Source organism: Blautia sp. Marseille-P2398, assembly GCF_964240315.1.
In the GTDB taxonomy this organism is placed as follows: Bacteria; Bacillota; Clostridia; order Lachnospirales; family Lachnospiraceae; genus Blautia_A; species Blautia_A wexlerae.
Genome location: NZ_CAXSTD010000015.1, coordinates 1 through 21,318, shown reverse-complemented (window position 1 = coordinate 21,318; position 21,318 = coordinate 1). Strand labels below are relative to the sequence as shown.

Below are 21,318 nucleotides of genomic sequence, written 5' to 3'. Positions count from 1 at the left end.
TAACTTGTGACTGTGAAAGTACTGAACAGTTACAAGTGAAGATAGAAGATAAGAGGTAAGATTATGGAAAAATTCACAGGAAAAGTGTGGGTTCTGGATGATGACATTGATACAGATATTATTATTCCAACAGAATATCTCGCACTGAAAACAATCGACGATATGAAACAGTACGGATTCAGTCCTCTGCGTCCGGAACTGGCAGGACAGATTCAGAAAGGCGACATTATTGTTGCAGGAAAGAACTTTGGATGTGGTTCTTCCAGAGAACAGGCACCGGAAATTATCAAAGCACTGGGAATTCAGTGTGTAATTGCCAAATCTTTTGCGAGAATTTTCTTCAGAAATTCTATTAATAATGGTCTGTTACTGATCGAGCAGCCAGATCTTCATGATGATATCAAAGAAGGTGATGAAGTCACTGTGGTAATGAATGAACATGTAGATTACAATGGAAAACAGTACCCGATTGCTTCTCTTCCGGAAAATCTGATGAGCATTATTCAGGCTGGCGGACTTGTAAAAGCCATGCGCAAACTGAATGGGCTGGATTGATTTGGAAAGGAGAGGAAAATGGGCGAGACAGTTATTGAGAAAATTATAAGAAACAATGTTGGAAAAACAGTAAAGCCTGGAGACATTGTAACGGTCAATGTAGACAGGGTTATGATTCATGATATATTTATTCCATTTGTAGCAGAAAAGTTTGAAGAAATGGGCTTTACGAAGCTCTGGGATCCAGATAAAGCAGTACTCATATATGACCATCTGGTTCCTGCAAGTCAGTTAGATGATACCAGACATTTCCATGCGGGAGATGCTTTTGCCAGGAAATATGGCATGAAAAATGTTCACAGAAGTGATGGAATCTGCCACCAGTTAATGACAGAGGCAGGTTATGTAAAACCGGGAAATATTGTATTTGGTACAGACAGCCATACCACTACCTACGGATGTGTAGGCGCTTTCTCTTCCGGTATCGGATATACAGAGATGGCAAGTATTCTGGGAACAGGAACTATGTGGATCAAAGTTCCTGAGACAATTAAGGTTGTGATCGAGGGAGAACTTCCGGAAAATGTTATGTCCAAAGATATCATCCTGCGTCTGATCGGTGATCTGGGAGCTGATGGAGCAACATACAGAGCACTTGAATTTACCGGCAGTACAGTAAAGAATATGACAGTAGCAAGCCGCATGACTATGGCAAATATGGCGATTGAGGCAGGGGCAAAATGTGCGCTGTTTACACCGGATGAAAAAACTGCAGAATATTGTGACATAGAGTTAAATGAGTTCCAGAAGAGCCTTACAGGAGATGAAGATGCAACCTATATGAAAACAATCACTTATCGCGCAGAGGATTTTGTACCGGTTATGGCATGTCCGTCTCAGGTAGATAAGATTAAAAATGTAAGTGAGCTTGAAGGAACAGAAATAGATCAGGTATTTATCGGTTCCTGTACAAATGGCCGTCTGGAGGATCTCAGAGCTGCAGCAGAGGTGTTAAAGGGCAAAAAGGTAGCAGATTACGTTAAATTGATTGTAACTCCTGCAAGTCGTAAAATATACTGTCAGGCAATTGCAGAGGGAATTATGGATACTCTGGCAGAAGCAGGTGCAATGATCACACATCCCGGATGTGGATTATGCTGTGGACGTGCAGGAGGTATCCTTACCGACGGTGAACGTGTAGTAGCTACAAATAACAGAAATTTCCTTGGTCGAATGGGAACATCTAAGGTAGAGATTTACCTTGCATCACCAAAAACAGCAGCAGCGTGTGCAATTGCTGGTAAAATTGTAAATCCAGAGAAATAAAACGTACAATAAAATCAATGCGATATAAAATGTACAGATGAGCAACGAAACTACAGAATAACAAAAGAATAAAATTAACGGATAAGTCCACTGCATTATTTATAAAAGGAGTAAGCAGTGGACTTATTTTTTGTCAGAGAACGACACTATGATATGTTTCATATCACATAATAAATTATCTGACGGGATAATGGGATAATAAGGAAAGAAAAGGCGTGGAAAAGCCTGTAAATTTGATTGCATAGAAAAAGTTTCTCAGACAGAATTGTCCAGTGTGAGTCTGATCTCCGACGAAAACATGTGCTTTTTGAACTTAAAATTGAACATATATTGAACTGAAATAAGAAAAGTTAAATTCTGGTTCAATGCATAGTTCAAAATATAAATTAAACTAATTGAACCAGCGTAATAAAAACAATTAACATGTTCAATATGGTTCAATTAATAATGAACTGCAAAATAAACTAAAAGTTGAACATTGCTGATGAAATTGAAAATAATAAAATTTACCGTTGAATTATTAGTTCAATTATAGTATAATAGCAAAGAAAAAAACTTGAAAAAGCTGATAAAATGCGGGATTTAAAAATGAACAGAACATATATTCGCGTATGATACTGAAAGAAATACATTTGAACTTAATTAATGTTTGGATGCCTGTATGTATTTTGATTCCCGTATAAACAATATAATATATTTGTTCTTTCTATAACATATATGCGAAAGAATTAAGAAATATAACAATAACCATTGATTATAACAATATAATTTGTTTTTTACAGAGAACGGAGATAGTATTTATGAATAATATATTTGCTGAACGATTAAAAAAAGCAATGGAACAGAAGAATATGAAGCAGATCGACCTTGTAAAAAAGGCGGCAGAGCAGGGCGTGAAACTTGGAAAGAGTCATGTGAGCCAGTATCTGAGTGGAAAAACAACTCCCAGATCAGAAATTCTTAATTTTCTGGCGACAACATTAGGAGTAGAAACTGAATGGCTGAAAGGAACCGATGTATCTGTAGACACTTTAAAGAAAGAGACAAATGAGGCAGGATTTCAAATGGAAAATATGAAATTTGATTACAATTATAATAATATGAAAGAAAATGACAGAGAGGCAGTTGAGGAAGCACAGGTTCGTGAATTTAAAAAATCGTCTAAGCTGAATAATGTGTTATATGATGTAAGAGGGCCGGTTGTAGAAGAAGCTGCACGTATGGAAAATGCAGGAACTCAGGTTTTGAAACTTAATATCGGAAATCCGGCACCGTTTGGATTCAGAACACCGGATGAAGTGATTTATGATATGAGACAGCAGTTGACAGAGTGTGAGGGATATTCCCCTGCAAAAGGTTTATTTTCTGCCAGAAAAGCAATTATGCAGTATGCACAATTGAAAAAGCTCCCTAATGTATCTATTGAAGATATTTATACGGGAAATGGCGTCAGTGAACTGATTAATCTCAGTATGTCAGCTCTGTTAGATAATGGAGATGAGATTTTGATTCCATCTCCAGATTATCCGTTGTGGACAGCATGTGCAACTTTAGCTGGTGGAAAAGCAGTACATTATATTTGTGATGAACAGGCAGAATGGTATCCGGATATGGATGATATCAGAAAGAAAATTACTAGCAGAACAAAAGCAATCGTTATTATAAATCCGAATAATCCGACTGGTGCGTTGTATCCGAGAGAAGTATTACAACAGATAGTAGATATTGCCAGAGAACATCATCTGATCATTTTCTCTGATGAAATCTATGACCGTCTTGTAATGGACGGAGCAGAACATATTTCCATTGCTTCAATGGCTCCGGATTTATTCTGTGTAACGTTCAGCGGTTTATCCAAATCACATATGATCGCGGGCTTTAGAATCGGATGGATGATTCTCAGTGGCAATAAGGCAGTTGCAAAAGATTATATAGAAGGAATCAAGATGCTTTCTAATATGAGACTTTGTTCTAATGTACCGGCGCAGTCAATTGTTCAGACTGCATTGGGCGGACATCAGAGTGTGGAGAGTTATATTGTTCCTGGTGGACGTATTTATGAGCAGAGAGAATTTATTTATAATGCGCTGACAGATATTCCGGGAATTACCGCTGTGAAACCGAAAGCTGCATTTTATATGTTCCCTAAGATTGATACAAAGAAATTTAATATCGTAAATGATGAGAAATTTGCATTAGATTTATTAAAAGAGAAGAAGATTCTGCTTGTACATGGCGGTGGATTTAACTGGCATCAGCCGGATCACTTCAGAGTGGTTTATTTACCAAGAATAGAAGTATTAAAAGAAGCAGCCGGCAAAATCAGAGATTTTCTGGAATATTACCAGCAGGAAATATAATCTGTCAGTGAGAAATGGGTACTATGTTTCACGTGAAACATAGTACCCATTTCCTGATATTATAAATACTTTTGGTCAAACGGATAAAATCATCCATTTTGCTACGCAGCTCTACATCGAATAACTGCTTCGCAGTTTATCAGAAGGAGTTTACATTTCTCCTGATACAAGCAAGTCCTCACCCATTGTTTATTGCTTTTCGCAACCTTCGCAGGGGACTTAATTGATTCGGTTAAATTGTGGAATTACTATAGGAAGACAATATGTTTGTTTCACGTGAAACATAATGTGCTGACAAGATTGTCCAAGAATCGTTACTGTTCACTGGTAATATCCCGTGAGGTGTTTTTTGTGAGCGAAGGTCACAGAAAACCCAAGACATACCGCGCGAATTTATGCGATTAGCATAAATTAAGTTTGCGAAGCAAACGATACTCCTTGGGCATTGCACAAGGAGGTTCATATTTCCTGCATCGCGAAGCGTGTTGCTGAGAACGGAGTGAACAATAACCAAGAATCAAATAGTGACAAAATTTTATAAAAAATTAAGTGGTGAATAACTATCAGATGTGATAAACTATGTTTAATGCGTTATTTGCGAAATAGTTATTATTCTGATAACAGTAAATGAGGTTAGGTTTAAAAGTATTTTGCCCCTGATATCATCAAATGATGCTGTGATATAAATTTCTGGAGGTATGACGAAAAATGGAAAATGAGGAAAAAAACCAGACAGAACAGTCAGACAAAAGCAGGTCTGTGTGGAGGGAGTTGTGGGACTATGCAAAGATTATCATTGCAGTCTTTGTTATAGCGTTTCTGTTGGGACACTTTGTATATATTAATGCACGAGTGCCGTCAGGTTCTATGGAAGAAACAATTATGACAGGTGACAGAGTATTTGGAAATCGTCTGGCATATATAAAAGATGATCCGGAAAGATTTGATATTGTAATATTTAAATATCCGGATGATCCATCTCAGCTTTTTGTAAAACGAGTAATTGGTCTTCCGGGAGAAACAGTAAACATTGTAGATGGAAAAGTGTATATCAATGATTCCGAAGAACCGCTGGATGACAGCTTTTGTCCGGAAACACCGGAAGGAAGCTTTGGACCGTATACAGTTCCGGAGGGATGTTATTTCATGTTAGGAGATAACAGAAACCACAGTATGGATTCCAGATACTGGCAAAATCCGTTTGTAGAGGAAGATGCAATAGAGGCAGAAGTAGCAGTTCGTTACTGGCCGTTAAATAAGATAGGAACTGTAAAATAATCGTGACGGTTCCATATTTTCAAAAGTCAAGCGGATAAAATCATCCGCTTCGCTACGCAGCTCTACACCGAATAACTGCTTCGCAGTTTGGAAATTTTATAAAAGACTGTTAAAATCAGGAAAATCACATATTAGTGTCCTGATTTTGACAGTCTTTTGTTGTCTGTGGATTTTTCAAATGTTATACTGTAAGACAGGAGGAAAATGAAGAAAATGGAATACTGGATAGTTACAACAATTTCGTAAAATGTAAAAAGAGAAAGGAAGACGAATATGAAAAGATGGAAAAAGTTTATAGCAATGGGACTGGCGGTATCTATGATAGTTCCGTCTTGTATACCGCAGACATTGTGGGCTTCAGAGTTTTCGGCAGGAAGTGTTGAATCAGCAGCAGATGTTTTTGAAGATGGTGCCGGATATGAGACAGGAAGTGAGTCAGGAAATAAAATATCTGATGAGAATAACAGTGGAGATGAGTTTGGAACAGGAGAGTTAAAAGATCAGGAACCGGAACAGTCGGAGACAGAAGATTCAGTAAATGCCGGACAGAGTGCGGAAGGTTATAACATTCTGCTTTACAGTGATGGTAAACTGGAAAAAACATATGTGATACCCTATGCAGATGCGGATACTGCTAAAGTACCGGAAGCACTGAAGGGAAAGACAGGTTACATTTTTAAAGAGTGGAATACGAAAGAAGATGGAACCGGTGAAACTTATAAACCGGGAGATTCTATTAAGAAACTTCTTGAAACAGCAGATATGGCAAAGCAGGCTCAGGAAACCAGTGAGAGGACAGAAGCCGGAGAAGAAATAAAACCAGAAAAAGATGTGATGCAGGAAGAAAATGATGTGGCACAGACGGACAGCGCATCATGGGAAGAAAAAACTGATAAGGCAGAAATGCAGATATCAGACACAGAAAATGATGGAACAAGCCCGGATATATCTACAGATAAGGCTATTGCAGCAGGAGATACAACAGCAATAACCCTGTATGCAATCTGGGAGAAAGCATCCGAATATAAAATCACATATAAACTTAATAAAGGAAAAAATAATACTGCTAATCCCAAAACTTATACTTCAGAAGATGAGATTAAATTTAAAAAGCCGACGCGTTCCGGATATCATTTTGTGGGATGGTATACAGACAGTAAGTATAAAAATCAGATAAGTGTGATTGAAAAGGGTTCAGAAGGTTCCCTTACTTTATATGCAAAATGGACAAAGGAAATCAGTCCTTCGGCGAAAGCTGCATCACTGGATTATGTAAAAGGAACAAAGGTGAATACCATCACTGTATCCGCAACTGTTTCAAATTATGTGAAAAGTTCGGATGGTTATTACTATCTGGTGTATGTAGATTCTAATTCCGGTAAAGTGAAAAAAACGGTGGGTAAAGTAAAGAAGCCGGAGAAGGCAAAAGGGAAGATTACATTTAAGCTGAACATTTCCGGACATCCGGAATATGCACAGGGAAAATTTGCCATAGGGATAAAAAAATCTAAATCTGCGTATAGTGTGATCAGTCCGAAAAGCTATGTCAGCAATCCGGAGAAACTCAGTACAAATACAGCAGCATATTTTGTTCCGGGGACCAAAAAAGGAATTCAGGCTACAGATATCAACGAGCTGACAGATACAAAATCCAAAACAGTATTTTTTAACTTATATATTTCAGACCTGATGCGAAAAGACAGTGGTGTGGAAACATATAAATATAATGGGAAAACATATCATTTTAATGGTCTGTACGGATATGTATATCTTGTTCAGCAATGTAATGCAAAGGGAATCCAGGTGACTGCACAGATCAGTATTGACAGGAATGCCAGTACGCAGAGCTTTATTACGGGAAACAGTCCTTATGCAGAAACAGCTTATTATGGATGGAACACAGATAACAGCACAACTAGACAGACTATGGAAGCAATGTTTGCATATCTGGGAGAGAAGTTTGGAAAAAATAACTGTTATATAAGTAACTGGATCCTGGGAAATGAAGTAAACAGTGCAAGTGGATATTATTATGTAGGGAATGTCAGTTTTTCAAAATTTATCTCCATGTACAGTGAAGCTTTTCGCTGCCTTTACAATGCAGTGAAAAGCAGCCGGGGAAGTTCCAAAGTATTTATCTGTCTGGATAATTGCTGGAATCAGAAAAATGCCTTTACTATCTGCTATAGTGCAAGATCAACTCTGGAAAGCTTTGCGGCGAAGATTTCTGATATGCAGAAAGATGTGAACTGGAATCTGGCATATCATGCATATAATCAGCCGCTTTCAGATTCACAGTTCTGGTCAGGTGCAAATGCATCCATGTTTACCAGTGATGCGAACACCACCACGTTTATCACTATGCGTAATATCCAGACACTTACAGATTATGTGAAAAACAGATTTGGTTCCAATACAAGGATCATTCTTTCGGAACAGGGATTTTCTTCCACTTATGGAGGACAGGCAAATCAGGCAGCAGCAATTGCACTGGCCTATTATAAGGCTGCCTGCAATCCAATGATTGATGCATTTATTATAAGAAGCTATAAAGATGAAGCCCATGAGGTGGCTCAGGGATTGGCAATGGGATTGAAGGATGCCAATGGGAAAAAGAAAACAGCGTATAATGTCTTTAAAAATATGGATAGTTCCAATTCCCTGAAATATACAGAAAAGGTACTAAAAAGTCAGGTTGGAAACTGGAAATCACTGGTTCCGGGATATAGTACCGGAAAAATTTCCTCCATGTATCGAAAGTGATGTAACTGACAGACAGGACTGATTTTAAAAATTGCTGTCATATTGGAAATGTATAAAATTGTCACAAATTAAACACATTTTTCCCACACAAAGAACACAAATCATTCCTATACTTAGAAGCATCAAAAGGAAACAGAGATAAATAAATGACATAGATAAATGACATAGATTCATGGAGGGACTTTATTATGATGAACAAAGATAACAGAAATGATAAAATCAGAAAGATTGCAAAGAAAGGTCTTACATTCAGCTTATGTGCAGTACTTGCAGGAGGACTGGCAGCAGGAAGCTTTGAGGGAGTAAATAAACTTGCAGGATGGAGTGGAGCCACAACGGTAGAAGCTGCTTCAAATAAGGACGAGACAACCCTGACATATGCAAAATCCGAGAAGAAGGATGCAGATGCCAGTGATTCCAAATCAGATACCGGCAAAGATACAGGTAGCACAGCAAAAGGAAGCCTTGATGTGTCTGAAATCGTATCAGAAGCACTTCCATCTATTGTATCTATTACAACCAAGTCAGTTCAGGAGGTACAGAATTACTTCGGAATGTATGGAATGTATGGATATGCGCCACAGCAGCAGGAACAGGAAGTAGAGGGCAGTGGTTCCGGTATTATTGTTGGTAAGAATGATGATGAACTTCTGATTGCTACAAATTATCATGTAGTAGAAGGTGCGGATACATTGTCAGTTGCATTTACAGATGGAAATGCAGTGGAGGCATCCGTAAAGGGATTTGATGAAGAGAGAGATCTTGCAGTTGTATCTGTATCTCTGGATGATGTTGAAGATGATACAATGGACGCCATTTCAATTGCGAATATTGGCAGTTCTGATGATCTGAAGGTAGGCGAGCAGGTAGTTGCAATCGGTAATGCTCTTGGATATGGACAGTCTGTTACAACCGGTATCGTAAGTGCCAAGAACCGCAGAATGGATTCTGACAATAACACAGTAACAGATGGAAGTGATGACAGCAGTGACGGTGTAAACCTGATCCAGACAGATGCGGCTATCAACCCTGGTAACAGTGGCGGTGCTCTTCTGAATATGGAAGGCGAGGTTGTTGGTATCAACTCTGCAAAACTTGCTTCTACTGAAGTAGAAGGTATGGGTTATGCAATTGCAATCTCAGACGTGACTGACATTCTTCAGAATCTGATGAATGAGACATCAAGAGATAAACTGGATGATTCTGAACATGGTGTACTTGGAATCGAAGGTTCTTCTGTAAGTTCTGAGGCAGTTCAGATGTATGGCATTCCGGCAGGAGTTTTTGTAAAAAAAGTAACAGAAGGTGGAGCTGCTGATAAAGCAGGTCTGAAAGCAAACAGCGTTATTACTGAATTTAATGGAAAAGCTGTTTCAAGTATTGATCAGCTGAGCGAATATCTTTCCTATTATGAACCAGATGAAGAGGTAGAGCTGACTGTGCAGGTTCCTCATGGAACAAGTTATAAAGAAGAGACTGTTAAAGTAACTCTGGATGAGAATACAGATGCTGATGACAGTGATGATAACGATAAAGACAGTAAGAAATCTAAAAAGGATTCTAAGAAATCCTCAAAAGATGCTGATGAAGATGTAGACGAAGATACAGACAGTGAGGATAGTATGGACTCCGATGATACAGAGGAAAGTGAGAATCCATTTATCCAGTACTTTGAGAATCAGGGATTTTTCAGATAATACCGGCAGAAAATAAAATTATATGATATCCGGATATAAAATCTGTGATAGTGTGTAGTGATGCGGATGATTTCATCTGCCTGATATCAGCACTTTCATATGTGAGAAAATTACATGTGAAAGTGCTTTATTATGCTATGGGAAACCATTCCATAATATTCTTATAGCATAATAAAGCCCTCCGGGCAGGATCACACTGTGGCGGGTTGATTATATTATAGTGGTGTGTGAACAGTAACAAAGATTCTAAGGTGCTTTTGCGAAAGAGCACTTGAGAACAGCTATATGGCGTGATATAATAATATCATTGCGAGAACGCAGGTTTAACAGTGCAGATGGGGATAAAGAGGAGAAAAATATGACAGTAAAAGAATGTTATGAACAGATGGGTGCAGATTATGAAGGTGTACTTGGAAGACTGAGAAGTGAGGTTCTTATTAAGAAATTTGCAAAGAAATTTCTGGATGATGGAAGTTTCCGGAGTCTGAAGGATAATCTGGTACAGAAAAATGGGGAAGAAGCTTTTCGTGCAGCTCATACCTTAAAAGGTGTATGCCAGAACCTTGGATTTGATAATCTGTATAAGGCAAGCTTTGATATTACAGAGAAGCTCAGAGGAAGAGATACTGAAGGCTGTGAAGAACTTCTGGCAAGAGTGGAAGAGCAGTACAATAATACAGTAGATGCGATTCATATGATGGAAGACTGATGAAGGCAGCGATTTTTGATGTAGATGGAACGCTGCTGGATTCTATGTCTGTGTGGGAGGATATTGGAGAACGTTATCTTGCGAGTCAGAATATCACAGCAGAGAAAAATCTCCGGGCTGCTCTGCACACTATGAGTCTGGAGCAGGGAGCCGCCTGGATGAAAGAAAAATACCAGTTGGATAAGTCCATTTCACAGATTATAGAAGAGGTTCTGAAAATTGTAAGTGATTTTTACCGATTTGAAGCACCGTTGAAACCAGGAGTGAAGAAAACTCTGGAATGGTTTAAAGAGAGAAATATACAGATGACAGTTGCAACATCTGGAAACCGAGAGCTGACAGAAGCAGCACTTGCGAGAAACGGGATTCTGGATTATTTTGAGCAGATTTACACCTGTACAGAAACAGGTGCAGGAAAAGATGAACCGTTGATCTATCTGAAGGCAGCAGAATCTATGCAGGCAGAACCGAATGAGACACTTGTATTTGAGGATGCGCTTCATGCAGCGGAAACTGCAAAAAAAGCAGGATTTGTGGTTGTTGGTGTCTATGATGAAGAAAACAGGAAGAATATTTCCAAAATGAAAGAAGTCTGCGACTGTTACTGTGACAGGATGGATACGGCGATTGAGAATATATGTTTGACAATATAAAGAAGAGGTTTCGTTAAACTTTGGGGTAACGAAACCTCTTCTTTTTAGTAAGTTATCGGTAAATTAGTACCAATGTGTCATTGGCAGATTATTATTAATTTCTTTGATCATAAGAATCTGGTGAAGATCAATGATTCCGTTATGGAAAGTAGCTGCACATACGGACAGGTAAAGATCCCACACAGGACTATGATATATCTTGAAAGGGAGTTAGCGCCAATGGAAGAATTGTACAAAGACAGAGAAAAAAGTGGTGGAATCTTGTGAAAGGTTGATTATAAAAAACTGGAAGTTTTTGTATAAAAAGTCGTCGTATTAATTGAAATGAACTCTTCAATATACTATAATTGTAATATAAAATTCAAATGTACTCTGAAGAGTATATTTCAAAAGGAAGGGAGGAAACTTCGAGCAAAATTTCTCAGGAGGAATAGAAAATGAAGAGGAAAAGATTTACAGCACTGAAGGTTACACTCACAGCGATGATGCTGACGGCAGCACTTACATCTGGAGCAGGAAGTGCTTATGCGGCTGACCTGTCACAGGAGGGTGTAACACCTTCACCGGAGGTAACACCGGAACTGCCATTACCGACATCAACACCGAAACCAACACCAGTGCCTAAAAACGGACTGATGAAAGAAGGGAAAGTATATCGCTATTACGTAAATAACAAACCAGTCAGAAATAAATGGAAAAAGATTAATGGTAAATATTACTGGTTTAAATCCAATGGAGTTGCTGCTCATGATGGATATTATAAAGTAAAAGGTGTTTACTATGTGTTTGATAAATATGCCCGGAGAGTGGCCCCGGGGAAGAAGGCAGTTGTAAAGGTTAATGGCGTCAAATATTTCGTTGATGCAAAAGGAAGAGCTGTTGCCGGATGGAATGAACTAAATGGAAAAATGTACTATGTATATAAGAACGGTAAATGCGCAACAAATGAGACAGTAGGTGGAATTAAATTTAATAAGAACGGATATGCTTCAAATCTGACACAGGCGAGATGCAAGCTTGCGGCAAGGAACTTTATTGCACGTCACAGTAATGCCAATGCAAGTAATTATGAAAAATTCCGTTCCTGCTTTTATTATATTATGGCCTATACAAACTTTGTAGGATACATGGATCCTACACCTCAGGAGTTTAAGACAAAAGATTGGGTTTATAAATATTCCCTTCAGATGTTCCAGAACGGTCTTACAGGAAACTGTTATGGAATTGCCAGCAGTGTGGCTGCAATCGCGAAGGAACTGGGATATGAACCCTATGTTATTACAATTCCGGATGGACACAGCTTTGTTATGATTAACGGGCTCTATTATGATAATATGTACGGAACGTTGTTTGGCGCAGCTACACGTCCTGCATATACAATAGAACATAAAATTAAATTTTAAGAAAAGGAGTATGGAGAATGAAGAAAACAAAGAGATTCCTTGCAGTTGTGCTTTGTATGCTTCTTATGCTGACACCGTTGGCTGTTGTAGCAGAAACAGTGACAGTACAGGCAGCAGGACCGCAGACTGTTAAGGTAAAACTGGACAAAAAGACAGGAAAGAGATATGGATATGATGAGAATAACCAGAAGGTTACTCAGCAGTGGGGAGTAACAGCAAAGGGTTTCCGTTATTATTTCGGAAAAAACGGAGCTGCTTATCAGGCGGATCAGGATATGGTTGGTAAGTATGGTATTCTGATGAAGAAGATTAATGGTAAGTACTATGGGTTTGATGTAAGTGGTCACACAGTAAAGGGAATACGTGTAGGAAGTGTCAGCATGTATGAGATTCCGAAGCTGTATTACTTTAATCCAAAAACAGGAGCTGTAGATAAAAAGAAGACGTCTTTATATAGAAAATATGCGGCAACATCTACTCTGGCAAAACAGAACAATGCGTCAAAGATTAAGAAGATTCTGGGAAAATATAAAAAGTGTACAATAAGTAAAGGCAATACCTGTATGCTTGATGGAAATGGCAAGGATGTCACATATACATACGATTATGTACAGTTAAATGTTGTGCGTCCTACAGGAAAAGGAAGCAGCGCAGAAGTTGTTGCGAGTATTACGGCAAGACAATAATTATCCAGGCTAATCGGTTGCTTCAGCTGTGAAAAATTATAAAGCAGCTGAAGCAATTTGCAGATAGTAAGTTAACAAAAAAGAAAGGAACAGAGTTATGAACAGGAAAAAAATCACAGCATTATTACTTAGCTCAGTAATGGTATTTACACCTGCAATGCCGGCTATGGCAGAAAAGTCAACGATCGTTAATTATGTGGATGGAACAACAGATAATACAGTTGAGACACCAGATGTAACTCCGGCACCACTTCCGGAGAAGAAGGAAGGATGGGAAACTGTTGATGGAGTTAAATATTATTATGTAAATGGTGAGAAAATTACAAACAAGGTAGAGAAGATCGGTAAATATACGTATTGTTTTGATAAAACCGGAAAACTTGTGACTAATAAACCGTATTATAAGGTTAATGCAAAGACTTATTATAAGATTAAAAAGAATGGACAGGCAACAAAGCTGTCAGCAGTAGAAACTATGGCTGCAGTCCGACTTCAGAAGTGTAAAGGAAATCTGAAGAAGGCATTCAACTGGTCTGTTTCTCTGCAGTATGCAGGCAATGTAAAGGTTTCTAAAAAAACACCTACAGAATATGGTTTATATGGATTTAAAACAGGCAGTGGCGATTGTTATGTAATGGCAGCTACTTTCTACTGGATGGCTAAAGTCGCAGGATATGATGCTCATTATGTAAAAGGATATTTCCAGAAATCCGGTGGTAAGAAGGGAGCACATGCGTGGGTTGAAATAGATCAGAAGGTGAATGGTAAAAAGAAAACTTATGTGTATGATCCGAATTTCCAGAAGGAATACAAACTGAATGGTTATAAACTTACATATGGTGCGAAACGTACTCTGAAATATGTAAATTATAAGAGAGTTAACTAAGCATTGAAATGTTTTTGACTTTGGTTACGAGCAAGTAACGAAGTGAATGATTTTATCTGTTTAACAGTAAGGCAAACAAGAACTATAAAGAATGACCAGAAAGGATTTAAAGACAATGAAGAAAAAAGTTGTAACAGCATTTATGATGGCTGCACTTGGAAGCAGTCTTGTATTCAGTCAGGCAGTGATGGCAGCAGATACTACAGCAAAAACAGAGACTTCAGAAGATGCGGATAAGGATTCCACAGAATCTGAAGATAAAGATGTAGCAGAAGATGCAGATAAAGCTGATGAAGAGAAAGAAGATTTAAAGACAATTGGTGAGAAACCGGAAGAGGACACAGAGGGTGTTTTTTCTGTAAAACTGAAAAATCTTACAGGTAAAGTTATCACAGGTGTTACTGTTAAGAATGAAAAAGACGAAGAATATCCGGATAATTTCCTGAAAGAAGAAGATAAGTTCGAAGCAGATGAGGAAAGAGTTCTCTGGTTTGATCCGAGTGCTAAAGATAAAGCAGATGAGGAAAACAAGGATTCTTCAGATGATGCAAAAGAGACCACAGATACTGAAGAAACAAAAACAGAAGATGTCAAAACAGATGAAAAAGCAGAAGGCGAAGATAAGGATGATGCTGAGAAGGAAATCCCGAAATATAATATTCAGTTAACTTTCGAGGATGGAACAACTGCTGAGATCCACACTTTCCCATTTGGCGATACAGAGGAAGCAGAACTTCATCTGGAAGGTGAAGTAGCATATCTGGTATTTGACAGTATCAGCCAGAAGAAAGAATACAATACTCTGGAAACAGAGAAAGCATTAGCTCCGAAGCCAACTGAGGCAGCTGCACAGGCAGCTTCTGAAACAACGCAGAGTTATGATAACAGTAGTGATTACAGCAATGACTATGATTACAACAATGACTATGATTATAGTAATGACTATGATTACAGTAATGATTATGATTATGGTAATGATGATTCCGGTGATTATGATGGTTCTGATGATGGTGGTTCCGATGACGGTGGAGACGGATGTCTGGATAATGGGTTATTAAATTAATCAGATTCAGTAGTTGTAAAGGGAAAATGCATTAAAAAGTATAATAAAACAGGGCACTGCATTATCTGAGGGAATAACATAGTGCAGTGCCCTTATTATAAGTACAACTGAAGAATTGTACATATTTAGGGAGAAAGATCATGTCATTAGTTTCAAACTTGTTTTTACTGTTTGTGGCGGTGAGTGTGCTTGTTTATTATATTGTGCCGCACAAATTTCAGTGGCTGGTTTTGTTATGTTTCAGCTATATATATTATCTGGCAGGTGGCGTCCGTTACGTGGGCTTTATCCTGTTTTCCACATTGGTTACCTGGGGGATTGCACTTGCAGTTGAAAAGGCAGAGGCAGGTGGAAGCCACAAAAGTGCAAGAAATTTTCTGGTGCTTGGATTAATATTGAATTTTGGTATGCTTGGAGTGATAAAGTATACAAATTTTATGATTGAGAACCTCAATGCTTTGTTTCATATGAATTTAAGAGGAATGGAAATCCTGCTTCCATTGGGAATATCGTTTTACACTTTCCAATCCTCCGGATATCTTCTGGATGTGTACTGGAAGAGATGTGATGCGGAGAGGAATCCTGTAAAATATGCATTGTTTGTTTCTTTCTTTCCACAGATTCTGCAGGGACCAATCGGAAGATACAGTCGTTTGGCACATCAGCTTTATGAACCTCATAAATTCGAAGGTAAGAATATTACCAGAGGCTTTGAGCGCATTCTCTGGGGATTTTTTAAGAAGATGATCCTGGCGGACTGGGCAGCAGTGTTTGTAGATGCGATTTTCGACAATCCGGATCAGTACAGCGGACTGGCAATCTTTGGTGTATTATTTTACACAGTTCAGCTATATGCAGATTTTTCCGGTGGTATGGATGTGGTAATTGGTATTGCGTCTATGTTTGGAATTGAGCTGGATGAGAACTTCAAGCGTCCGTTCTTCTCCATTTCCATTACAGATTTCTGGCACCGCTGGCACATTACTCTTGGTACCTGGATGAAGGATTATGTGTTCTATCCTGTGACATTATCCAAGTGGATGGGAAAATTTGGCAAATGGGGCAAGAAGGTATTTGGCAAAAAGACCGGACGTACATTACCAATCTGTCTGGCGAATCTGATCGTATTCTTCGTTGTTGGTGTATGGCATGGTGCTGCCTGGAAGTATATTGTATACGGTATGTACAATGGTATTATCATTGCTTTCAGCGGACTTATGGCAGAGCATTACAGAAACTGGAAAAAGAAATTCAACATCACTGGAAAAGAGAACTGGTATCATGTATTTATGATCATCCGTACTTTTATCCTTGTAAATATCAGCTGGTTTTTTGACAGAGCGGACACAGTAGGACAGGCTTTTCATATGATGAAGCTTTCTGTCACAAAGTTTGCACCGTCACAGTTACTGCTGATCCCGGCTGGTAAAGAAGGAACTGCTTTTACCCCTTATGCGCTGGCAATCCTGGCAGCAGGCTGCATCATTCTGTTTATTGTAAGTGTCCTTCAGGAACGTGGCATGAAGATAAGAGAATCACTTGCAGGACTGAGTCTGCCAATTACTGTAGCAATTTATTTTTGTCTGCTGGCATCCATCGGATTCTTCGGATCAACAGCAGTAGCGAGAGGATTTATTTATGCACAATTTTAAGAAAGTTTTAAAAACGTTCCTGGTATTGGTCGTGTGTGTGGCTCTTCTGGCAGCACTTGACCTGGCACTTTATCCATGTACATTTATGAGAAATGATGTGCATGCAGTTGTGACACAGCAGTTTGATGACATTATCGTGGGAACTTCCCATGGAAAGATGGATATTGATCCGGAGGTGATGCAGGAAGTTACCGGACGCAGTGGACATAATCTTTGCGTCGGAGGCGAGTATGGAATCGATGCGTATTATCTGACTAAACTGATCAAAGAGAAACAGAATCCGAAGAGAATTATCTATGAGGTTGACCCGGGATATTTTGTATCTGAAAAGGAAGAAGGAAATAATTACCTGCTTTTTTATCATGAGTTTCCATTTTCAAAAGCAAAGGTAGAATATTTCTGGAATTCTATTGCGAAATGTAATTTCCGTACTGTGCTTTTCCCATGGTATGAATATTCTCTCAGCTATGAATTGCCGAAAGTCAAAGATACATTTACTCAGAAAGTAACGGGTGATTATGACGTATCTCATCTGAAGAGTGATTCTCAGGAATATCATGAAAGTGGATTTATTGAGAGATATCCGGTGGATGTGACAAAGCTTAAGAAATCAGAACCTAAGCTCTATGAAGAGGGTAAGGTAAACGAAGAGAACATGGAATATCTGAAGAAGCTGATCACATTCTGCAAGGAAAATGATATAGAGTTTGTTGCAGTAACTACGCCAATTCCAATAAATACTCTGAAGGATTACAGTGACAGTTATAATGCAGCATGGAAATATTTCGGGCAGTTCTTTGAAGAACAGGGCGTAGAGTATCTTAACTTTAATACGCAGTATTTTAAGGCATTTACACATGACCTGAAAGCATATACAGATTATGACGGACATATGAATGGAGATGCCGCAAAAGAATATTCTGAAGTGCTGGCACAGGTGTTGGAGAGTGCCGGACAGAGGAAGTAATTTCAAGGCTGCAAAAAGACAGTAATAAATCAATATAAAAACCTTGTGAAGTACAGAGGGGAGGAATTACATATGAAGACAAGTATTCTGGAATATCTTGAAGAATCCGCACGGAAATATCCGGATAAGACAGCTTTTGCAGATGAACATACATCCTGCACATTTAAAGAACTGGAGCAGACTGCACGCAGAACAGGAACTGCACTTGCGAAATATTTCACACCGAGAAATCCGGTACCTGTATTTATGGAGAAGAGTGTAGAGACAATAGGAGTTTTCATGGGCGCTGTTTATGCAGGATGCTTTTATGTACTGATGGATACGAAACAGCCGGCGAGCAGACTTCAGCAGATCCTTGGAATTTTGGACAGTGATGTGATCGTTACATCTGAGAAATATCTGAAGGATTTGGAGAAACTGGAGTTCAAAGGAAAGGTTCTGATGGCTTCGGATCTTGCTGATGAGCAGGAGAATGAAGCTGTGCTGAATGAGATCAGAGAACAGGCATTGGATGTGGATCCGCTGTATGGAATTTTTACTTCCGGGTCAACAGGAGTTCCCAAGGGAGTTGTGGTAGGTCATCGTTCAGTGCTTGATTTTATTGATTGTTTTACAGAGCTTTTTGATATTACAGATAAAGATGTGATGGGAAATCAGGCACCCTGGGATTTTGATGTATCTGTTAAAGATATTTATTCCGGACTGAAGACAGGAGCAACTGTCCAGATTATTCCGAAGCAGCTATTCTCTTTCCCGATGAAGTTGATTGACTATCTGATCGAGAGGGAAGTGACCACGCTGGTGTGGGCGGTATCTGCGCTGTGTATTATTTCAACTTTGAACGGATTTGAATATAAAGTTCCGGATAAGATTAAGAAGATTCTTTTCTCAGGAGAGGCTATGCCTGTGAAACATCTGAATATCTGGAGAAAATATCTGCCGGATGTTATGTATGTAAATATTTATGGACCAACTGAGATCACATGTAATTGTACGTATTATATTGTAGACAGGGAGTTCCAGCCTGGAGATGTACTTCCTATGGGCAAGGCATTTCCAAATGAAAAAGTATTCCTTCTGGATGAAGAAGACAAGCTGATCACAGAGAAAAATAAAAATGGTGAACTCTGCGTAACAGGAAGTGCACTTGCACTGGGATATTACAAAAACAGAGAACAGACTGCGAAGGTTTTTGTTCAGAATCCACTGAATGACAGATATCTGGAGCCAATGTACAGAACCGGTGATCTTGCTTATTATAATGAACGTGGTGAGTTGTGCTTTGCAACACGTAAGGATTTCCAGATTAAGCATATGGGACATCGTATTGAGCTTGGAGAAATCGAGGCTGCTATGGATAAGGTTCCGGAGATTGTGAGAAGCTGCTGTATTTTTGATACAGTTAAAAGCAAAATCGTAGCTTTTTATGAAGGAGATATTGAGAGAAGACCGCTGGCAAAAGCGTTGGGGCAGTATGTACCTGCTTTTATGGTTCCGAATGTATTCCGCCAGGTGGAGAGCATGCCTCTTACAAAGAATGGAAAGATTGACAGAAAAGCTCTTACAGCTATGTATCAGGAGGAAAAGAAATGAGTTCCTATGGATTTATAAAAGAACTGATCGAGAAAGAACATATTCCAACTCCAGCTTATGTTTTTGACCTGGATAAGATGAAGGAATTTGTAAAAAAAGTGCAGAGCTGTCTTGGAGAGAGCACACAGTTATGTTATGCTATGAAAGCAAACCCTTTTCTTACAGGACCCATGATGGATGTGGTTCCTACATTTGAAGTGTGCTCACCGGGTGAATTTCGAATTTGTGAGCGTGTTGGTGTGCCGATGGAGAGAATTGTTCTTTCGGGTGTGTATAAGAACCCTAAAGATATGGAATATGTATTTTCTACATATGGAGGAAAGGGAGTGTATACTGTGGAGTCTTTGCAGCATTTACAGATTCTGAATGATACTGCAGTGAGACTTGGCATGAAGATTACGGTGCTGATCCGTGTGACAAGCGGAAATCAGTTTGGCGTAGATGAAGCAGATATCAGGAAAATCATTTCTGACAGAACAGATTATCCGGGGGTTGAGATAGAGGGACTTCAGTTCTATTCCGGAACTCAGAAGAAAGATCTCAGTCAGATGAAAACAGAGCTGGAGCATCTGGATGAATTTATCGGGGAGCTGAAATCTGAGAGTGGATTTGAAGCACAGGTGCTTGAGTATGGTCCGGGATTTTTTGTCCCATATTTTAAGAAGGATAAGAGCGAGGACGTGGAGAATATTCTGAGTGAGTTCAGAGCACTTCTGGAAAGTCTTAATTTCAAGGGTAAGGTTGTTCTTGAGATGGGAAGATTTCTGGCAGCAGCCTGTGGATATTATGTGACATCAATCGTGGATATGAAGGTGAATAAAGAACAGCCGTATGTGATCATGGACGGTGGTATCAATCATCTGAATTATTATGGACAGGCGATGGCAATGAAACAGCCGTACTGTACACAGCTTGATACAGAAGGAAATGAGAAGACAGGGGGAGAAGAAGAATCCTGGAATCTTTGCGGTGCCCTCTGTACGGTCAGCGATGTGGTCGTAAAGCGATTTCCACTTCACAAACCGCAGCTTCATGATATACTGGTATTTGAACGGGTAGGTGCTTATTCCGTTACAGAAGGAATCTATTTATTCCTGAGCCGTCCTCTTCCGAGAATCTATTTCTGGACAGAGGGAGAGGGATTGCGCATGGTGCGGGATGGTGTACATACAGATCTTTTAAATTCAGAGAAATAAAAGACCATGGCAATACCGAAAAATAATGGAATTGCTGAAAAAACAAAAAATAAGGAGATAGGAGATATGAAAAAATGGAAGAATTAATTGAATTACTGGAAGAAATCCAGCCAGATGCAGACTTTGAAAACTGTGATACTTTGATTGACGATGGAATCCTTGATTCCTTTGCAATCCTGTCTATTGTAAGTGAACTGCAGGATACTTATGACATTACTATCACTCCGGCAGATATTATCCCGGAGAATTTTAACTCTGCAAAAGCACTGTGGGATATGGTGTGCAGACTGAAAGGTTGATTTATACAAAGCAGACAACTGGAATTATAATCCGGTTGTCTGCTTTTCAGTTGAGAGATCAGAAATATTATTAGGCATAGCGATGGTTGTCAGTGTATTAACAATTCCTGTACATGGCGCTGAGGGATGGAATCCAGGTGTCAGATGGGATGAATGTCTGATGTGGACTGGGTGGATCGTGGAGTGTGTTTGAAACATGCTCTAAGGTGGAAATAAAAAAGTTTGTCAAATTATGAAATTAACTGTTGACAGGGACTGCTTTCGGTGTTATATTAGTTGAGCTGTCGGAAAT

General features: G+C 39.0%; 17 protein-coding genes and 1 pseudogene. 17 read left to right on the top strand and 1 reads right to left on the bottom strand.

Annotated features, from left to right (window positions below; translation table 11 throughout):
* The first annotated feature begins 63 nt into the window (after window positions 1-63).
* The 8 genes from ACESZG_RS15335 to ACESZG_RS15300 all read left to right on the top strand — a co-directional run bounded on the left by ACESZG_RS15335 (window position 64) and on the right by ACESZG_RS15300 (window position 11,281).
* A complete protein-coding gene (locus tag ACESZG_RS15335) occupies window positions 64-555 on the top strand; it encodes a 3-isopropylmalate dehydratase small subunit 1 (protein ID WP_022380260.1) in 492 nt (163 codons plus the stop codon).
* An 18-nt stretch (window positions 556-573) separates the two neighbouring features.
* A complete protein-coding gene (locus ACESZG_RS15330) occupies window positions 574-1,821 on the top strand; it encodes a 3-isopropylmalate dehydratase large subunit (RefSeq protein ID WP_055054264.1) in 1,248 nt (415 codons plus the stop codon).
* An 800-nt stretch (window positions 1,822-2,621) separates the two neighbouring features.
* A complete protein-coding gene (locus ACESZG_RS15325; protein ID WP_082809100.1) occupies window positions 2,622-4,181 on the top strand; it encodes an aminotransferase class I/II-fold pyridoxal phosphate-dependent enzyme in 1,560 nt (519 codons plus the stop codon).
* Between the two features lie 708 nt (window positions 4,182-4,889).
* Complete coding sequence (gene lepB / locus ACESZG_RS15320; protein ID WP_008708256.1) at window positions 4,890-5,459, top strand: signal peptidase I; 570 nt, start codon at window positions 4,890-4,892, stop codon at window positions 5,457-5,459.
* 273 nt (window positions 5,460-5,732) lie between these two features.
* Window positions 5,733-8,222 carry a DUF5722 domain-containing protein gene (locus ACESZG_RS15315; protein ID WP_173698304.1) on the top strand — a complete coding sequence of 830 codons (2,490 nt, stop codon included), beginning with the start codon at window positions 5,733-5,735 and terminating at the stop codon, window positions 8,220-8,222.
* A gap of 188 nt (window positions 8,223-8,410) precedes the next feature.
* On the top strand, window positions 8,411-9,919 hold the full coding sequence (locus tag ACESZG_RS15310) for a S1C family serine protease (RefSeq protein WP_243100104.1): 1,509 nt from the start codon (window positions 8,411-8,413) through the stop codon (window positions 9,917-9,919).
* A 358-nt stretch (window positions 9,920-10,277) separates the two neighbouring features.
* Window positions 10,278-10,628, top strand: coding sequence for an Hpt domain-containing protein (locus tag ACESZG_RS15305; protein WP_055060706.1), 351 nt, complete (start codon window positions 10,278-10,280; stop codon window positions 10,626-10,628).
* Complete coding sequence (locus tag ACESZG_RS15300; RefSeq protein WP_227296163.1) at window positions 10,628-11,281, top strand: HAD family phosphatase; 654 nt, start codon at window positions 10,628-10,630, stop codon at window positions 11,279-11,281. The genes ACESZG_RS15305 and ACESZG_RS15300 overlap by 1 nt, the downstream gene beginning before the upstream one ends.
* A gap of 63 nt (window positions 11,282-11,344) precedes the next feature.
* On the opposite strand, the pseudogene ACESZG_RS15295 reads toward ACESZG_RS15300, so the two are convergent.
* Window positions 11,345-11,464, bottom strand: a pseudogene (locus tag ACESZG_RS15295) (SAM-dependent methyltransferase); the annotation flags it as partial.
* 254 nt (window positions 11,465-11,718) lie between these two features.
* Between ACESZG_RS15295 and ACESZG_RS15290 the strand changes: the two are divergent.
* The 9 genes from ACESZG_RS15290 (at window position 11,719) to ACESZG_RS15250 (ending at window position 21,026) form a co-directional block, all read left to right on the top strand.
* The gene (locus tag ACESZG_RS15290) at window positions 11,719-12,684 is read left to right on the top strand and encodes a hypothetical protein (protein ID WP_373218688.1); all 966 of its coding nucleotides are present in this window, start codon (window positions 11,719-11,721) and stop codon (window positions 12,682-12,684) included.
* 17 nt (window positions 12,685-12,701) lie between these two features.
* Entirely contained in the window at window positions 12,702-13,370 is a 669-nt protein-coding gene (locus ACESZG_RS15285) for a hypothetical protein (RefSeq protein WP_055054258.1), read from the top strand.
* Window positions 13,371-13,467: 97 nt separating this feature from the next.
* Window positions 13,468-14,256: a transglutaminase domain-containing protein gene (locus ACESZG_RS15280; protein ID WP_373218686.1), complete on the top strand. Its 789-nt coding sequence runs from the start codon at window positions 13,468-13,470 to the stop codon at window positions 14,254-14,256.
* A gap of 115 nt (window positions 14,257-14,371) precedes the next feature.
* A complete protein-coding gene (locus ACESZG_RS15275) occupies window positions 14,372-15,319 on the top strand; it encodes a hypothetical protein (protein ID WP_373218684.1) in 948 nt (315 codons plus the stop codon).
* 140 nt (window positions 15,320-15,459) lie between these two features.
* Window positions 15,460-16,971 carry an MBOAT family protein gene (locus ACESZG_RS15270; RefSeq protein ID WP_020993151.1) on the top strand — a complete coding sequence of 504 codons (1,512 nt, stop codon included), beginning with the start codon at window positions 15,460-15,462 and terminating at the stop codon, window positions 16,969-16,971.
* Window positions 16,958-17,938 carry a hypothetical protein gene (locus tag ACESZG_RS15265; protein ID WP_118593555.1) on the top strand — a complete coding sequence of 327 codons (981 nt, stop codon included), beginning with the start codon at window positions 16,958-16,960 and terminating at the stop codon, window positions 17,936-17,938. Before ACESZG_RS15270 ends, ACESZG_RS15265 begins: the two co-directional genes overlap by 14 nt.
* A gap of 72 nt (window positions 17,939-18,010) precedes the next feature.
* Window positions 18,011-19,531, top strand: a complete 1,521-nt coding sequence (locus ACESZG_RS15260) for an amino acid adenylation domain-containing protein (protein WP_373218682.1) — start codon at window positions 18,011-18,013, stop codon at window positions 19,529-19,531.
* Entirely contained in the window at window positions 19,528-20,727 is a 1,200-nt protein-coding gene (locus ACESZG_RS15255; RefSeq protein ID WP_373218680.1) for an alanine racemase, read from the top strand. Before ACESZG_RS15260 ends, ACESZG_RS15255 begins: the two co-directional genes overlap by 4 nt.
* A gap of 74 nt (window positions 20,728-20,801) precedes the next feature.
* A complete protein-coding gene (locus ACESZG_RS15250; RefSeq protein WP_008708237.1) occupies window positions 20,802-21,026 on the top strand; it encodes an acyl carrier protein in 225 nt (74 codons plus the stop codon).
* The last annotated feature ends 292 nt before the right edge of the window (window positions 21,027-21,318 follow it).

Coding starts and splice junctions, on each gene's coding strand:
- ACESZG_RS15335 (WP_022380260.1), top strand. CDS start 64: ATGGAAAAATTCACAGGAAAAGTGTGGGTTCTGGATGATGACATTGAT.
- ACESZG_RS15330 (WP_055054264.1), top strand. CDS start 574: ATGGGCGAGACAGTTATTGAGAAAATTATAAGAAACAATGTTGGAAAA.
- ACESZG_RS15325 (WP_082809100.1), top strand. CDS start 2,622: ATGAATAATATATTTGCTGAACGATTAAAAAAAGCAATGGAACAGAAG.
- lepB (WP_008708256.1), top strand. CDS start 4,890: ATGGAAAATGAGGAAAAAAACCAGACAGAACAGTCAGACAAAAGCAGG.
- ACESZG_RS15315 (WP_173698304.1), top strand. CDS start 5,733: ATGAAAAGATGGAAAAAGTTTATAGCAATGGGACTGGCGGTATCTATG.
- ACESZG_RS15310 (WP_243100104.1), top strand. CDS start 8,411: ATGATGAACAAAGATAACAGAAATGATAAAATCAGAAAGATTGCAAAG.
- ACESZG_RS15305 (WP_055060706.1), top strand. CDS start 10,278: ATGACAGTAAAAGAATGTTATGAACAGATGGGTGCAGATTATGAAGGT.
- ACESZG_RS15300 (WP_227296163.1), top strand. CDS start 10,628: ATGAAGGCAGCGATTTTTGATGTAGATGGAACGCTGCTGGATTCTATG.
- ACESZG_RS15290 (WP_373218688.1), top strand. CDS start 11,719: ATGAAGAGGAAAAGATTTACAGCACTGAAGGTTACACTCACAGCGATG.
- ACESZG_RS15285 (WP_055054258.1), top strand. CDS start 12,702: ATGAAGAAAACAAAGAGATTCCTTGCAGTTGTGCTTTGTATGCTTCTT.
- ACESZG_RS15280 (WP_373218686.1), top strand. CDS start 13,468: ATGAACAGGAAAAAAATCACAGCATTATTACTTAGCTCAGTAATGGTA.
- ACESZG_RS15275 (WP_373218684.1), top strand. CDS start 14,372: ATGAAGAAAAAAGTTGTAACAGCATTTATGATGGCTGCACTTGGAAGC.
- ACESZG_RS15270 (WP_020993151.1), top strand. CDS start 15,460: ATGTCATTAGTTTCAAACTTGTTTTTACTGTTTGTGGCGGTGAGTGTG.
- ACESZG_RS15265 (WP_118593555.1), top strand. CDS start 16,958: ATGCACAATTTTAAGAAAGTTTTAAAAACGTTCCTGGTATTGGTCGTG.
- ACESZG_RS15260 (WP_373218682.1), top strand. CDS start 18,011: ATGAAGACAAGTATTCTGGAATATCTTGAAGAATCCGCACGGAAATAT.
- ACESZG_RS15255 (WP_373218680.1), top strand. CDS start 19,528: ATGAGTTCCTATGGATTTATAAAAGAACTGATCGAGAAAGAACATATT.
- ACESZG_RS15250 (WP_008708237.1), top strand. CDS start 20,802: ATGGAAGAATTAATTGAATTACTGGAAGAAATCCAGCCAGATGCAGAC.